The 14387-nt window shown below is 72.3% G+C and carries 12 protein-coding genes; 11 read left to right on the forward strand and 1 reads right to left on the reverse strand.

Annotated features, from left to right (window positions below):
* The first annotated feature begins 64 nt into the window (after positions 1–64).
* The 11 genes from QCZ28_RS10980 to QCZ28_RS11030 all read left to right on the forward strand — a co-directional run bounded on the left by QCZ28_RS10980 (position 65) and on the right by QCZ28_RS11030 (position 13706).
* Positions 65–1669: an ABC transporter substrate-binding protein gene (locus tag QCZ28_RS10980; RefSeq protein ID WP_279516515.1), complete on the forward strand. Its 1605-nt coding sequence runs from the start codon at positions 65–67 to the stop codon at positions 1667–1669.
* A gap of 11 nt (positions 1670–1680) precedes the next feature.
* Positions 1681–2766 carry an ABC transporter permease gene (locus QCZ28_RS10985; RefSeq protein WP_279516516.1) on the forward strand — a complete coding sequence of 362 codons (1086 nt, stop codon included), beginning with the start codon at positions 1681–1683 and terminating at the stop codon, positions 2764–2766.
* Entirely contained in the window at positions 2763–3662 is a 900-nt protein-coding gene (locus QCZ28_RS10990) for an ABC transporter permease (RefSeq protein WP_279516517.1), read from the forward strand. The genes QCZ28_RS10985 and QCZ28_RS10990 overlap by 4 nt, the downstream gene beginning before the upstream one ends.
* A 1-nt stretch (position 3663) precedes the next feature.
* Entirely contained in the window at positions 3664–4641 is a 978-nt protein-coding gene (locus QCZ28_RS10995) for an ABC transporter ATP-binding protein (protein WP_279516518.1), read from the forward strand.
* A complete protein-coding gene (locus QCZ28_RS11000) occupies positions 4638–5615 on the forward strand; it encodes an ABC transporter ATP-binding protein (RefSeq protein WP_279516519.1) in 978 nt (325 codons plus the stop codon). Before QCZ28_RS10995 ends, QCZ28_RS11000 begins: the two co-directional genes overlap by 4 nt.
* A gap of 9 nt (positions 5616–5624) precedes the next feature.
* A complete protein-coding gene (locus QCZ28_RS11005; RefSeq protein WP_279516520.1) occupies positions 5625–6863 on the forward strand; it encodes an amidohydrolase family protein in 1239 nt (412 codons plus the stop codon).
* Positions 6860–8503, forward strand: coding sequence for a DUF885 domain-containing protein (locus tag QCZ28_RS11010; protein WP_279516521.1), 1644 nt, complete (start codon positions 6860–6862; stop codon positions 8501–8503). The genes QCZ28_RS11005 and QCZ28_RS11010 overlap by 4 nt, the downstream gene beginning before the upstream one ends.
* A gap of 39 nt (positions 8504–8542) precedes the next feature.
* Positions 8543–8914: a nuclear transport factor 2 family protein gene (locus QCZ28_RS11015; RefSeq protein ID WP_279516522.1), complete on the forward strand. Its 372-nt coding sequence runs from the start codon at positions 8543–8545 to the stop codon at positions 8912–8914.
* Positions 8911–9237 (forward strand): TIGR04076 family protein, encoded by a 327-nt coding sequence (locus QCZ28_RS11020; protein ID WP_279516523.1) that lies wholly within the window; start codon positions 8911–8913, stop codon positions 9235–9237. Before QCZ28_RS11015 ends, QCZ28_RS11020 begins: the two co-directional genes overlap by 4 nt.
* Positions 9234–10253, forward strand: coding sequence for an LLM class flavin-dependent oxidoreductase (locus QCZ28_RS11025; protein ID WP_279516524.1), 1020 nt, complete (start codon positions 9234–9236; stop codon positions 10251–10253). Before QCZ28_RS11020 ends, QCZ28_RS11025 begins: the two co-directional genes overlap by 4 nt.
* 102 nt (positions 10254–10355) lie before the next feature.
* Positions 10356–13706 carry a S8 family peptidase gene (locus tag QCZ28_RS11030; protein ID WP_279516525.1) on the forward strand — a complete coding sequence of 1117 codons (3351 nt, stop codon included), beginning with the start codon at positions 10356–10358 and terminating at the stop codon, positions 13704–13706.
* 81 nt (positions 13707–13787) lie between these two features.
* On the opposite strand, the gene QCZ28_RS11035 is transcribed toward QCZ28_RS11030, so the two are convergent.
* A complete protein-coding gene (locus QCZ28_RS11035) occupies positions 13788–14276 on the reverse strand; it encodes a DUF2231 domain-containing protein (RefSeq protein WP_279516526.1) in 489 nt (162 codons plus the stop codon).
* Between the last annotated feature and the right edge of the window lie 111 nt (positions 14277–14387).

Consider the following 14387-nt stretch of genomic DNA (forward strand, 5'->3'; position numbering starts at 1 on the left):
GCGGTCGTCGACGCCCCGCGGATCCCGCGCACAGCGGGCCGCGCGATACGAAGGTAGGAACAGCATGTCGGTGTCTCCCCGCCGGCTCCTCGCCGGAGCGTCCGCTCTGGCGACGCTGGCCGTCCTCTCCGTCAGCGCCTGTAGCGCCGGCGGCAGTGGTGGAAACGCGAACGGTGCGGCCAAGACCCTCACCGTGAACACCTCGTTCGTGCTCAAGACCCTCGACCCCGGCCGGGTCTACGAGGCAACCGGTCTGACCGCCGTGCACGCCCTCTACGACACCCTGCTCACCTTCAAAGGTTCGGACGTGAGCAAGCCGGTCCCCGCGCTGGCCGAGTCGTACCAGGCGTCGCCGGACGCCAAGACGTTCACCTTCAAGCTCCGGCAGGGCGTGACGTTCGCCGACGGCAGCCCGCTCACCGCCGACGACGTCGTCTTCTCGCTCAACCGCCTGAAGAACATCAAGGCCAGCCCCGCGGTCACCGTCAGCGGCCTGACCGTGACCAAGACCGACGACAGCACCATCGTGGTCGCCTCGGCCACCCCCGACCCGAACATCCCGGTGGTGCTGTCGATGCCGTCGACCGCGGTGCTCAATTCCAAGGTCGCCAAGGAGCACGGCGCCCGCGACGGCGCCGACGCCGCCCAGGGCGACACCGCGCAGCAGTACCTGGACACCAACTCCGTCGGCAGCGGCCCGTACGTGCTGAAGTCCTACGACCCCTCGTCCCAGGTGGTTCTGGAGGCCAACCCGAAGTACTGGGGTACGAAGCCGCAGTTCTCCCGGGTCGTGCTGCGCAACATGGATGTGCAGACCCAGAAACTGACCATGCAGCGCGCCGAGGCCGCCGAGATCTCCCTGGACATCTCCGGCAAGCTCCTCGACGGACTGCCGGGCAGCCTGCAAACCTCTGGCGTGCAGGACACCGTCTACTTCCTCTTCCTCAACGCCGACTCGGCCGTCTCCGCCGTCACCTCCAACCCGAAGTTCAACCAGGCGCTCCGTGCGGCCATCGACTACCAGGGGATCGCCGCCCTGTACGGCAAGGGTGCCGCCCCCGGCGCCGGGCTGGTCGCGCCGGCCTTCCCGGGCGCGCTGCCGGCCGGCGAGGAGTCCAAGCGGGACGTGGCGAAGGCCAAGGCGCTGCTGGCCGAGGGCGGCCTGACCAACCCGACGGTCAAGTTCACCTACCCGGCCATCACCTACAAGGGTGTGGACCTCGGCACGGTGGCCACCAAGGTGCAGGGCGACGCCGCCGAGGCGGGCATCAAGCTGGAACTCAACCCGCAGCCGCTGACCACGTTCCTCGACGAGATGCGCGGCGGGAAGTCACCGCTCGGATTCACCCCGCAGAGCCTGAACTACCCCGTCGCCGACTCACTGATCAACAACATGGCACCGGGGCAGGCGACCGCGCTGCGCTCCGGCTGGACGATCGAGCGGGCCGACCCGGCCGTGGTGGCCGCCGGCAAGAAGGTCACCGAGACCCTCGACCTGGCCGGTCGAGCCACCGCCATGCAGGAATGGCAGCGGCTGATGAACGCGTCCTCGCCGTACCTCGTGCTGGCCAGCAACTCCTCCATCGTCGTGGCGACCACGGACCTGACCGGGGCGGACTACACCGCCGCCGGTTGGCAGGTGGACGTCGCCGCGGTCGGCCGCAAGTAGTCGACGACCACATGACGACAGTTCACGACGGTGAGCCGGGCGCGGTCGCGACGACCGCGTCCCGGCCCCGGGGTGCCCACCCGCTGCTGACCTTCCTGGCGAAGCGGGTGGCCGTGACCGCCGGTCTGCTGCTGGGCGTCACGGTGGTGACCTTCGGTCTGGTCAACGTGGTCCCCGGTGACCCGGTGACCGCCAACCTCTCCGACCAGGCGCTCAACGACCCCTCCGCGGTGGCCGCCTTCCGCGAGAAGTGGGGCCTGGACCAGCCGCTCTGGGCCCAGTACCTGCACTACCTGGGCAACCTGCTGCACGGCGACCTGGGTCACTCCCAGCAGACCGGTCGGGCGGTCCTGGACGACCTGCTGCACTACGTGCCGGCAACGCTGGAGCTGGCCATCCCCAGCATGGTGCTCGCGTTGCTCATCGGCACCGGGATCGGCATGCTCGCGGCGGTCCGCAACGGTCGGCTCACCGACCAGCTCGTCCGGGTCGGCGCCCTGCTCGGGCTCTCCACCCCGCCCTTCTGGCTGTCCCTGGTCGTGCTCTACGTCTTCTTCTACCAGCTCGGCCTGGCACCCAGCGGCGGACGACTCTCGACGGACTTCAGCCCGCCGCCCACCGTCACCGGCATGTACACGGTCGACGGCGCGCTCGCCGGGCAGTGGGACGTCGCCTGGGACGCCGCGCAGCACCTGTCCCTGCCGGTGCTCGTGCTGACCTCGCTGACCGTGGCGATGCTGGTCCGCTTCGTCCGCTCGGCGATGCTGGAGGTGCTCCAGCAGGACTACATCCGCGCCGCGTACGCCAAGGGTCTGCCGACAAGGGTGGTGCTGCGCCGGCACCTGCTGCGCGCTGGTCTCGTCCCGGTGGTCACCGTCTCCGGGCTGGCCTTCGCCTCGCTGCTGTCCGGGACGGTGCTGGTCGAAAGCATCTTCGGCTGGCCCGGCGTCGGCCAGTACGCGTACCGCAGCGCCACCGCGTTGGACCTGCCCGCGATCCTCGGCGTCAGCCTGTTCGTGGCACTGGTCTACACGCTGGTCAACCTGACCGTCGACCTGCTGTACGGGCTCATCGATCCGAGGATCCGATTGTCATGACGACACTTGCAGACCCGAAGGCGGAGCGAGCCCTGGGCCGACGTCGTTGGCTCGGCCGACTGCGCGGCGCCTCGACCAGCCGACCGGTCTGGCGTCAGCCGATCACCGTGACGGCGATGACGATCCTCGGTGGATGGTTGCTGCTGGCTCTGCTCGCCGACGTTCTCGCACCGTACGACCCGCTGGCGCAGAGCGCCGACGCGTACGCGTCGCCGTCGGGGGCGCACTGGTTCGGCACCGACTCGCTCGGCCGGGACATCCTCAGCCGGGTCATCCACGGCGCCCGCCTGTCCATCCCGCTGGCCCTGGCCATCGTCTCGCTGGCGCTGCTGGTCGGTGGGCTGCTCGGGCTGGTCGCCGGATACGTCGGGCGGTTCGTCGACGAGGCGCTGATGCGCCTGACCGATCTGGTGTTCGCGTTCCCCCAGATCATTCTGGCCATGGCGGTGACGGCCGCGTTCGGCCCGAGCACGCGCAACGCGGTGCTGGCCCTGGTCATCGTCTCCTGGCCGGTCTACGCCCGGGTGATCCGCAGCGCCGTGCTGAGCATGCGCGGCGACGACTACCTCAACGCCGCCCGCCTGCTCGGCGTCGGGCCGATCCGCGCGTTGCGCCGCGACGTGCTGCCCAACAGCATCGGCCCGGCGATCGTGCTGGCCACCCTGGAGTTGGGCAACGCGGTGCTGCTGCTCGCCGCGCTGTCGTTCCTCGGCCTGGGCCCCCGCCCACCGGCCGCCGAGTGGGGCTCGATGGTGGCCCTCGGCGCGCAGGACCTGTCGATGTGGTGGGTCAGCGTCTTTCCCGGCCTCGCCATCCTGACCGTGGTGATGGCCTTCAACGTGCTCGGCGACGCGCTGCGCGACCGGCTCGACCCCCGCTACACGAAGGGACGCTGAGGTGGCACCGCTGCTCGACGTCGACTCCCTGGCCGTCACCCTGCCGTCGCCGCGTGGCCCGCTGCCGATCCTGCACGACGTGTCGTTGACCGTCGACGAGGGGGAGTTGGTCGGCATCGCGGGGGAGAGCGGCTGCGGCAAGAGCCTCACCGCGCAGACCCTGCTCGGGTTGCTGCCCGCGGGGGCCGTGGTCAGCGGCTCGGCCCGGTACGCCGGCACCGAGCTGCTGGGCCTGGACCCCAGGGGCTGGCAGCGGGTCCGCGGTGCGGGCATCGCGATGGTCTTCCAGGACCCGAGCGCGGCCCTGCACCCGATGCTCACCGTCGGCCGGCAGCTCACCGAGCACATGCGGGTGCACCTGCGGATGGACCGCCGAGCCGCCGGCCGCCGCGCGGTGGACCTGCTCGACCAGGTCCGTATCCCGGACCCGGAGCGGGCGCTGCGCGCCTACCCACACCAGTTCTCCGGCGGGATGCGGCAGCGGGTCGCCATCGCCATGGCCCTGGCCGCCCGACCCCGACTGCTGATCGCCGACGAGCCGACGACCGCCCTCGACGTGACCGTGCAGGCCGGCATCCTCGCGCTGCTGGACCGATTGCGCGCCGAGACCGGGCTGGCCGTCGCGTTCATCACCCACGACCTCGGCGTGCTCAGTGCCCTCACCACCCGTGGCTACATCTTCTACGCCGGGCGGGTCGTCGAGACCGGCCCGACGGGCGCGCTGCTGACCGCCCCCACCCACCCGTACACGGCCGCGCTGCTCGGCGCCCGACCGCACGGCACCCGGACCGGCGGAACGTTGCGGCCCATCCCGGGCGCGCCGCCGGCCCCGGGGGAGGCACCACCGGGCTGCCCGTTCCAACCCCGATGCGGGTACGCCGAACCGTCCTGCGGCACGTCCCCGCCCCCGCTCACCCCCGCCGGGGTCGACCGGTCGGTGGCCTGCGTGGTCCGCCCACAGTTGGAGGTGGCCCCATGACCGCGATCGAGCCGGCGCGACTGTCCTTCACCGACGTCGAGGTCGAGTACCGCTCCCGTGGGCGTGCCCGGGTGCGGGCGGTCGCCGGGGTCAGCCTGGAGGTGTCGCCCGGCCAGATCGTCGGGCTGGTCGGCGAGTCCGGGTGCGGCAAGTCCTCGTTGGCCCGCGTCGCGGTCGGTCTCAGCGCACCGAGCGCCGGCAACGTCCGGTACGCCGGCCGACCGGTCACCCCGCTGGGCTGGCGATCCCGATCCGGCGCCGAGGTCGGCCTCCAGATGGTCTTCCAGAACCCGTACGCCTCGCTGAACCCCCGGCGCACCATCGGTTCGCAGCTCCTCGACGGCGTGCCCGCCGCTGTCACCGGGGCGGCCCGCCGGGCCCGGGTGCACGAGCTGCTCGAACGGGTGGCGATGCCGGCCAGCGCCGCGCAGCGGTATCCGCACCAGTTCTCCGGCGGTCAGCGGCAGCGCCTGGCGATCGCCCGTGCGCTCGCCCCGGAACCCCGGATGATCATCGCGGACGAGCCGGTCACCGCGCTGGACGCCTCGTCCCAGGCCCAGGTGGTCAATCTGCTCGTCGGGCTGGTCCGCGACCTCGACATGGGCATGCTCTTCATCTCCCACGACCTGGCGCTGGTGCACGAGATCGCCGACGTGACCGCGGTGATGTACCTGGGCCGCATCGTCGAGGCCGCGCCCACCCGCGAGCTGTGGCGCGAGCCCCGACACCCGTACACCCGGGCGTTGATCGACGCGGTGCCGCAGATCGGGCCCACCCCGCGCCTGCCCGCCATCCTCGCCGGGGAGGTGCCCGACCCGGCCAACGCGCCCACCGGGTGCCGTTTCCGGCCACGCTGTCCGCACGCGTTCGCGCCCTGCGGGGAGCAGCCACCCACCGTCGAGCTGGACGGCCGCAGCGTCGCCTGCTGGCTCACCGACTCCGCCACGGCCCCGACCGTCGCACGCTCACTCTGAGGACGCCCCATGCGCATGCCCACCGAACAGGTCCTGGTCAACCTCGCCCTCTACGACGGTGTCCAGGACGCCTCCCAACCGGATCGCGGCATCTGGATCGACGCCGACGGGATGATCCGGGCCGTCGGTCAGGTCGACGACGTCCTCGCCGAGGCCGGCGCCGCCCGGGTGGTCGACCTGGGCGGCGACCACGTCATGCCGGGTCTGACCAACATGCACGTCCACCTCTCGCTGGGGTTGCCCGGCCACCTCGCCGACACCGTGCACGGCGCCAACCTGGCCGAACTGGTGCTGATGATGGCCGACTCGGCCCGGCGCACCCTGCACTCCGGCGTCACCACCGCCCGCCTCGTCGGCGAGAGCCGGTACGCGGACTTCGCCCTGCGCCGGGGGATCGAGGCCGGCGCGGTCGACGGCCCGCGCATCTTCACCGCGGGGCACGCGCTCTGCTGCACCGGCGGGCACGGGTGGGAGGCCGACGCCCTGGAAGCCGACGGTGCGGACGGGTTCCGTCGGGCCACCCGCGAACAGCTGCGCGCCGGCGCCGACCTGATCAAGGTCTGCATCTCCGGCGGGATCGCCGGTCAGCACGAGGCGATCGACACCCCGCAGTTGCTCGACGACGAGATGGCCGCGGTGATCCGGGTCGCACACGACTGGGGGCGCAAGGTCACCGCGCACGCCGGCCCGGCCGACTCGGTCCGTCGTGCCGTGGAGCTGGGTCTCGACTGCGTCGAGCACGGCTACGAGCTGACCGACGACGTCACGCGGCTGATGGCCGAGCGGGGCGTCTGGTATGTGCCGACGATCGTGGTGAGCCGGTGCGAGCAGTTCTTCCGCGACTCCGGGGTGCCCGGCTGGCTGATGGACCGGGCCCTCGCAGCCGGCCCACGGCACTGGGAGAGCCTCCAGCACGCCATCCGCAACAACGTCCCGATCGCCCTGGGCAGCGACATGCCCCCGCACGCCGGCTACGACGAGACCACCGCGACCATCCGCGAACTGGAGTTCATGGTGGACGCTGGCATGCCCGTCGCGGACGCGCTCAAGGCCGCCACCACCGGCCCCGCCCAGTGGCTGGGTCGGGCCGACACCCTCGGCACCGTCGAGGCCGGCAAGCACGCCGACCTGCTGGTGCTCCGCGACGACCCGACCCGCTCGGTCTCCGCGCTGCGCACACTGCACGCGGTGCTCAAGGGCGGGGTGGCGTACCGCGACGACCACGGCCGGCTGGGCGTACCGCGATGACCAGCATCACCCGGGTCACCGACGGGTACCTCGACGCGCTCGCCGAGCTGGACCCGCAGGCGGCCGAGACGGCGGGGCGTAGACCCCTGTCGCACGTCCCGGACCTGTCGCCGGACGCGTTCGACGCCCGCGCGGAGCTGGCCCGACGCACCGCGACGGCCGCCGCCGCGGCGACCACCCACGACCCCGGTGAGCGGTCCCTGGCCGACGCCCTGCTCGACCGGCTGGCCAGCGAGGTCGACCTGTACGACGCGGGGTTCACCACCCGACTGCTCGCCCCGCTGGCCACGCCGGTGCACCTGCTCCGGCAGCTCTTCGACAACCTGCCCCGGAACACCGAGGACGACTGGGCGGTGGTCGCCGAGCACCTGCACCAGGTGCCCGACGCCCTCGACCGGTACGCCGCGACGTTGCGCCGCTCGGCGCAGCGGGGACACCTGGTCGCCCGCCGGCAGGTGCTGGTGGTCGCCGACCAGTGCACGGCCTGGACCACCGCCGACTTCTACGGGCGGTTGGCGGAGGGCTATCCCGGCGGCCCGTCCGCCGCGCACCTGCAGCGGGGCGCCCGGTTGGCCACCGAGGCCACCGTCGGCTTCGCCGCGTTCCTGCGGACCGAGCTGGCACCCGTCGCATCCGACGCGGACGGTGTCGGCGGCGACCTCTACCGGGTCACCGCCCGCAGCTTCCTCGGCGCTACCGTCGACCTCGACGAGGTGTACGCGTACGGCTGGGCGGAGTTGGACCGCACCGCCGGTGAGCTGCGTGCCGTCGCGGGCGAGCTGGGCCACTCCCGGGTGGCCGCCGCGCGCGCGGCCCTGGACGCCGACCCGGCCGGCCGGGTGTCGGCCGGGCCCGCACTGGAGGAGTGGCTGCGCCAGCGCACCGACCTGCTGACCGACGCGCTCGACGGCACCCACTTCGACATCCCGGCCGTCCTGCGGCGGGTGGTGTGCCGGATCAGCCCCGCCACGTCCGGGGTCATGTACTACACGCCTCCCGACCCGGCGTTGACCCGTCCCGGTGCGATCTGGTGGTCGGTGCCCTCCGGCGAGCCGACAGTGCCGGTGTGGCGGCACGTCGGCACGCTGTGCCACGAGGGGTTGCCCGGTCACCACCTCCAGCACGCCGTCACCCTGACCACCGCCAATCTGCACCCGTGGCAACGCCACCTCTGCCAGGTGCACGGGTACGCCGAAGGGTGGGCGCACTACGCCGAGCGGCTGGCCGACGAGATCGGCCTGTACGCCGACCCGGCCGAGCGGCTCGGGATGCTCGACGGTCAGCTGTGGCGGGCCGCCCGCGTGGTCATCGACCTGGGGCTGCACCTCGGGTTGCCGATCCCGGCCGGCAACGGGTTCACCGAGGAGCGCCGCTGGACGCCCGCGCTCGCGGTGGACGTCCTCACCCGCGTCGCCGGCCTGGACGCCGAGACTGCGCGCTTCGAGGTCGACCGGTATCTCGGCTGGCCGGCGCAGGCCCTGGCCTTCAAGGTCGGTGCGCGGTTGTGGCAGCAGGCCCGCCGGGACGCCGAGCGGCGCGCGGGTACGACGTTCGACCGGAAACGCTTCCACCACACCGCGTTGGCGCTCGGGCCCATGGGACTGGATCCGCTCCGCGCCCGCCTGGCCGACCTGCCCTGACCGTCCGTACCCGCCGTAACCGATCGAAAGTGACAGCCGATGAGCGACGAGCTCGCCACCACCATCACCGACCTGTACCGGTCCCTCGGCGACCGGCCCGCCTTCGACGCGCATCTGCACCCTGACCTGACGTTCTGGGAGTCCGACGCGGACGGCATGCTGTCCGGCCTGTCCGCGCTGGACGACCTGCGGGACCGGCGGGCGACCCGGGCGTCGGGACCGGCGCCGATCTCGGTGGCGCCGGAACACCTGCGCGCCGACGCCTGGGGCGACACCGGCCTGGTCCGCTACGTGCTGCGGGCCCGCTTCGCCGACGCCCGGCCGGACGAGTTTTTCCGGGTGACCGACGTCCTGCGCCGCGAGGATGGCTCCTGGCGCATCGTGCACCACCACGCGGAGGCCGTGCGATGAGCGCCGAGGAACCCACCACCGACCTCTACGACCTGCGGGTCGTGGTAGAGCGGATCGAGGGCCGCTCGGTGTGCGGCCTGCAGCCGGGCGACCACATCGACCTGACCGGCTCCAACCGGCTCACCATCCCCGCCGGCAAGCACTTCTGCCTGTACGCCCTGGCGGCGTGCCTGCCGCTGCTGCCGGCGAAGCAGCGGGCGCTGGCCGAGGGCGACTGGATGGCACGGGACAGTCACGTCGCCTGTCCGGACCCGGACGAGCGGCTCATCATGCGCATCGAACGGACCGGCCTTCAGCGCATCCCCACCGAGGAGTTGACGTGAGCGTTGGGCTGGTCGGCATCGGCCTGCAGTCCGACAAGTCCGCCGACGAGTACGCGGAGTTGGCCGAGCTGACCGAGCGGCACGGCTTCGACGTGCTGTCGGTCTTTGGTGATCTGATGTACCAACCGCCGATATTTCCGCTGCTGGTGGCGGCCCGGCACACCCGGCGGATCCGGCTGGGCGCGGCGTGTCTCAACCCTTTCACCATGCACCCGGTGGAGGTTGCCGGTCAGGTGGCCGCACTGGACCTGGCCTCGCGGGGTCGCGCCTACCTGGGGTTGGCCCGGGGCACCTGGCTCAACGAGATCGGTGTGCCGCAGACCCGTCCGATCCGGCGCATCGTCGAGACGGTCGCCGTCGTGCGGCTGCTGCTCGCCGGTGACGACAGCGGTTTTCAGGGTGCCGAGTTCACCGTGGCGCCGGGCACGTCGCTGCGGTACACGCCGGCCCGCGCCGACGTGCCCGTCCTGGTTGGCACCTGGGGGCGGCAGACCGCGCGGACGGCGGCCGGGTTCGCCGACGAGGTCAAGGTCGGCGGATCGGCCAACCCGGCGATGGCCCGGATGATGCGTGGCTGGCTGGACGACGCCACGGTAGTGGACCGTGACGGCAGCCGTGCGGTCGCGGACCGCAACCTCACGGGTGTCGTGCTCGGCGCGGTCACCGTCGTCGACGAGGACGGCGCGCTGGCCCGCCGGGTCGCGTGCCGGGAGGTGGCCATGTATCTGGCGGTGGTCGCCGCCCTCGACCCGACGATCGAGGTGGACCCGGAGCTGCTGGCCCGGATCCAGCAGCACGTCGGCCGCCGGGAGGACGACCTCGCCGGCGCACTGATCGGCGACGACCTGCTCGACCTGTTCGCCTTCTCCGGCACGCCCGAGCAGGTCGCGGGGCAGGCCGCGGCGGTGTTCGACGCCGGGGCGGGCCGGGTGGAGTTCGGCACCCCGCACGGGTTGACGCCGCACGGTGGCATCGACCTGCTCGGCCGGCGGGTGCTGCCGTTGTTACGGGCGTGAAAACCTCTCGTCGAGAACTCACCCGAAGATCGTTTCCGTGCATATGATCTTGCGGGAAGTCGCCCGAAGAGGCGCTTTCGTCCACATTAGACGAGGAGCACCATGCTCAGGAGAACGCGGTGGCTGTTGGCCATCGCCGTCACGGCCACCACGCTGACCGCCCTACCGGGCGGCGCGGCCACGGCCGGACCCAGCCACATCGGTCAGGCCGGCGCACCCGCAGCCTCGGCCGATCCGAAGACGCACACCGTCACCCTGCTGACCGGGGACGTGGTGACCGTACGGGACACCGGACCGGGCTGCCCGCACGCCACGGTCCGGCCGGCCGACGAGAACGCGGTGATCCGCCAGACCTGTGGCCCCGACGGCCACCTGCACGTCATCCCCGCCCGCGTCGCGTCCCAGATCGGCGCGGTCCTCGACCCCGACCTCTTCGACGTCACCGCGCTGATCGCCGACGGGTACGACGACGAGAACACCCTCGAGTTGCCGCTCATCGTGCAGCCCGCCACGGCGTCGGCCCGGGTGGCCGCGCTCGGCGACGTGCTGCCGTTGCCCAGCATCGGCGCGGTCGCCGGCCGCGTACCCAAGAAGGGCACGGCCACCGCGAAGCTGGCGACGAACTCGCTGCTCGCCGGCGCGAAGAAGGTCTGGCTCGACCGCAAGGTCCGCGCCACCGCGCTGACCGGCGGCAAGCACGCCGGCCTCGACCGCAACCTAAAGCAGATCGCCGCATCCGACGCCTGGCAGGCCGGCTGGACCGGCAAGGGGAGCACCGTCGCGGTGCTCGACACCGGCGCCGACTTCACCCACCCGGACCTGGTCGGCCGGGTCGCCGACCGGGCCGACTTCACCGCCGAGGGCGGTGACGCCGTCGACCACAACGGCCACGGTACGCACGTCGCCGCCACCATCGCCGGCACCGGCGCGTCCGCCCAGGGGCAGCGTCGCGGCGTGGCGCCGGACGCCAAGCTGATGATCGGCAAGGTTCTCGACGACCACGGTTCCGGCGAGGACTCCGGCATCATCGCCGGCATGGAGTGGGCCGCCGCCCGGGCCGACGTCATCAACATGAGCCTCGGCGGCAGCGACGCGGACGACGGCAACGACCCGCTCTCGCTCGCCGTCGACGGTCTGAGCAAGTCCACCGGCGTCCTCTTCGTCATCGCCGCCGGCAACAGCGGCGGGGCGATCTCCTCGCCCGGCTCCGCCGCCAGCGCGCTGACCGTCGGCGCCGTCGACCGCAACGACAAGCTCGCCGACTTCTCCAGCCGCGGACCGCTGGTCACCAGCCACGTGGCGAAGCCGGAACTGGTCGCGCCCGGTGTCGACATCGTCGCCGCCCGGGCCGCCGGCACCAACCTGCAGGATCCGATCGACGAGCACTACGAGGCGATCAGCGGCACCTCGATGGCCACCCCGCACGTGGCGGGCGCCGCCGCGCTCCTCGTCCAGCGGCACCCCGACTGGACCGGCGAGCAGATCAAGGCCGCGCTCGTCGGCGCCGCCGACCCGCTGACCGGTGTCGACGCGTACGCCGTCGGGGCCGGCCGGCTCAACGCGGCGCGGGCCCTCGGCGGCCCGACCAGCAACCAGCCGGTGGTCAACCTCGGCACCTTCGCGTACCCGCAGTCCGGCACCGGCGAGGCGAAGCTGAGCTGGACCGGTGCGGCGACCCCGGCGACGACCCACCTCGACCTCGACGTGTCGGTGGTCAACCACGACGGCCAGCCGGTGCCGCGCGGGGCGGCGTCGCTGTCGACCAACCGGGTGACGGTCAAGCGCGGTTCCACCGCCGGTGCGACAGTGCGGATCAACCGTGCGGCGCTGTCCGCCCGGCCGGGCTTCTACCTGGCCACCGTCACCGCGCGTGGTCCCGGCCGTAAGCTGGTCTCGACCACCCCGGTGAGCTTCTACGTCGAGCCGCCCAGCTATGACCTGACCATCCACACGAAGCCGCTGCCCGGCCTCAAGGACGGCGCGGAGAGCTGGATCAACCTGCTGGTCACCAACCTCGCCGACCCGGTGGTCTACTACGGCGGCGCGGGCGGTGCCCCCGGAGACACCTTCACGCTGCGGGTGCCGGCCGGCCGGTACGCGATCCTCGGCTCGTCCGTCGCCTACTACGTCGACAGTGACGTGCAGGAGACCACGCTCGCCGCCGAGGCCGACCTGGACGTGCGCGGTGCCCGGAGCGTGACCCTCGACCCGGCGCGGGCCAGGGCGGTGACGGCGACCGTCGACGGGGTGCCCACCACACCCACCAAGACCGACCTCACCAACGTCCAGACCGCGCCGAACGGGTTGTCCTGGTGGCACCAGGTCAGCGGGTACGGCTCCAAGACCACGGTCCGCAGCACCGCGATGCCGAAACCCGGTGTCGGTTCCCGGCGCAGCTGGGCGGCCGTCAACCTCGATTCGCCGGCCGGCACCGCCAAGCCGTACCGCTACAACCTGGTGCACGAGTACCCGAACGGCCTTCCGGCCGACCCCGCCTTCCGGGTGGGCCGGGCCGAGCAGGCGACCCTCGCCCGCATCGATGAGCGATTCCACCAGATGGACTCGGAGGGGATGGTCACCCAGCTGATCCGCAGTGGCTTCACGCCGGACGGGTTCCCGGTGACGCAGACCCACGAGGGCAACCTGCCGCCGAACCGCACCGACTACCTCTCGCCCGGGTTCCGCTGGGCGGACGAGGGTGTCTACGGTGGCCTGTCGGCCCAGGAGGCGCCCCGCAGCTACCAGCCGGGCAGTCAGCAGACCAAGGTGTGGGCGCGGCAACCCCTGCACTCCGGCTTCTACGACGACCCGGCCGGCGTCGACCACAGCTGCGCCACCGCGCCGTCGCGGACCCGGGGCAACCTGCACATCGACCTGGTGTCGCTGACCGACCAGCACCAGCGGGCCGACTGCCTCCAGGGCCCCTCCATCGGTGTGAACCGCAAGCTGTCGCTGTACCGCAACGGCAAGCTGGTCGACGAACGGGACCGCCCGCTCGCCGACTTCACGGTGCCGCAGCAGCTGTCGGACTACCGGCTGACCCTCGACGTCGACACGAGCCTGATCCTGCCGATCTCCACCAAGGTCAGCACCTCGTGGACGTTCCGGTCGGCCGGGCCGGAGGGGACCGCGAGCGTGCCGTTGCCGCTGCTCGCGCTGGACTACGCGCTGCCGATGGACACCAACAACCACGCCACCGGCGGTACGGCCGAGCTGGCCGTCCGGCAGGCGCACGGTGTCACGGCGCAGAAGGTGACCTCGTTCGAGGTCTGGACGTCGACAAACGACGGTGCCACCTGGACCTCGGCCCGGGTCACCAGCAGCGGCGACAGCTACCGGGTCGTGCTGCCGAAGACCGCCGCCGGGCAGGCCGTCTCGCTGCGGGTGAAGGCCGGCGCGAACGGTGGTAGCGGCATCGACCAGACCATCATCCGGGCGTACCACGCCGGCTGACGGTCACCCCGCTGGTGCGGCCCGGGCCCCCCGACCGGGCCGCACCGGCACCCCCGCCGGTCGCGGCGAGCGGCCGGACCGTCACTGGCCCTCCCAGACCGCCTTCGCCCCGGAGTCGCCGGTACGGAACACGTAGTAGACGGCGACGCCGGCGGCCACCACCGACAACACCTGCAACGCCACCGTCAGCGCAGGGGCGGGGCGCCGGTCGGCGTCGGCCGTTCTCGGCGCGACGAACCAGACCAGTGCCAGCGCCACCACGGCCAACCCGATCGTCGCGTACAGCGTGATGTCGCCGAAATCCTGATGCGCCTCAAGCTTCGGGAGGAATTCGGGAGTGACGCGGTTGGCCGCCTGCATGCGTTCGAGGAAGGCGTCACCGGAGAGCTTCGTCAGCAGGGTGGCGATCGGAGCGCCCACGGCGAGCAGCCCCAACACCCAGCGGGTGTGCGGCCGGATCGGGGCGACCAACGCGTAGCCGACGGTCAGCAGGGCCAGCAGCGGCACGAACACGACCGCGGCGTGCAGCAGCAGGGGGTGGGCGGGGATGCCCATGAACTCCTCGAACATCGGCGTCTCCTCCTGATACCGGCCGGACGTCGATCGTCCGGGGCATGGACGCTATCGGTACCACTGGGATGTGTCAGCCCCCACGATCGCCCGGCGTGGCGGTGATCGGCG

This window comes from Micromonospora sp. DH14 (assembly GCF_029809455.1).
GTDB classification, from domain to species: Bacteria; Actinomycetota; Actinomycetes; order Mycobacteriales; family Micromonosporaceae; genus Micromonospora; species Micromonospora parva.

What these genes read in the sequence shown, in the direction of transcription:
- QCZ28_RS11035 (WP_279516526.1), bottom strand. Translation starts at nt 14,276, where the DNA reads ATGTTCGAGGAGTTCATGGGCATCCCCGCCCACCCCCTGCTGCTGCAC.
- QCZ28_RS10985 (WP_279516516.1), top strand. Translation starts at nt 1,681, where the DNA reads ATGACGACAGTTCACGACGGTGAGCCGGGCGCGGTCGCGACGACCGCG.
- QCZ28_RS10980 (WP_279516515.1), top strand. Translation starts at nt 65, where the DNA reads ATGTCGGTGTCTCCCCGCCGGCTCCTCGCCGGAGCGTCCGCTCTGGCG.
- QCZ28_RS11005 (WP_279516520.1), top strand. Translation starts at nt 5,625, where the DNA reads ATGCGCATGCCCACCGAACAGGTCCTGGTCAACCTCGCCCTCTACGAC.
- QCZ28_RS11010 (WP_279516521.1), top strand. Translation starts at nt 6,860, where the DNA reads ATGACCAGCATCACCCGGGTCACCGACGGGTACCTCGACGCGCTCGCC.
- QCZ28_RS11030 (WP_279516525.1), top strand. Translation starts at nt 10,356, where the DNA reads ATGCTCAGGAGAACGCGGTGGCTGTTGGCCATCGCCGTCACGGCCACC.
- QCZ28_RS11020 (WP_279516523.1), top strand. Translation starts at nt 8,911, where the DNA reads ATGAGCGCCGAGGAACCCACCACCGACCTCTACGACCTGCGGGTCGTG.
- QCZ28_RS11000 (WP_279516519.1), top strand. Translation starts at nt 4,638, where the DNA reads ATGACCGCGATCGAGCCGGCGCGACTGTCCTTCACCGACGTCGAGGTC.
- QCZ28_RS10990 (WP_279516517.1), top strand. Translation starts at nt 2,763, where the DNA reads ATGACGACACTTGCAGACCCGAAGGCGGAGCGAGCCCTGGGCCGACGT.
- QCZ28_RS11015 (WP_279516522.1), top strand. Translation starts at nt 8,543, where the DNA reads ATGAGCGACGAGCTCGCCACCACCATCACCGACCTGTACCGGTCCCTC.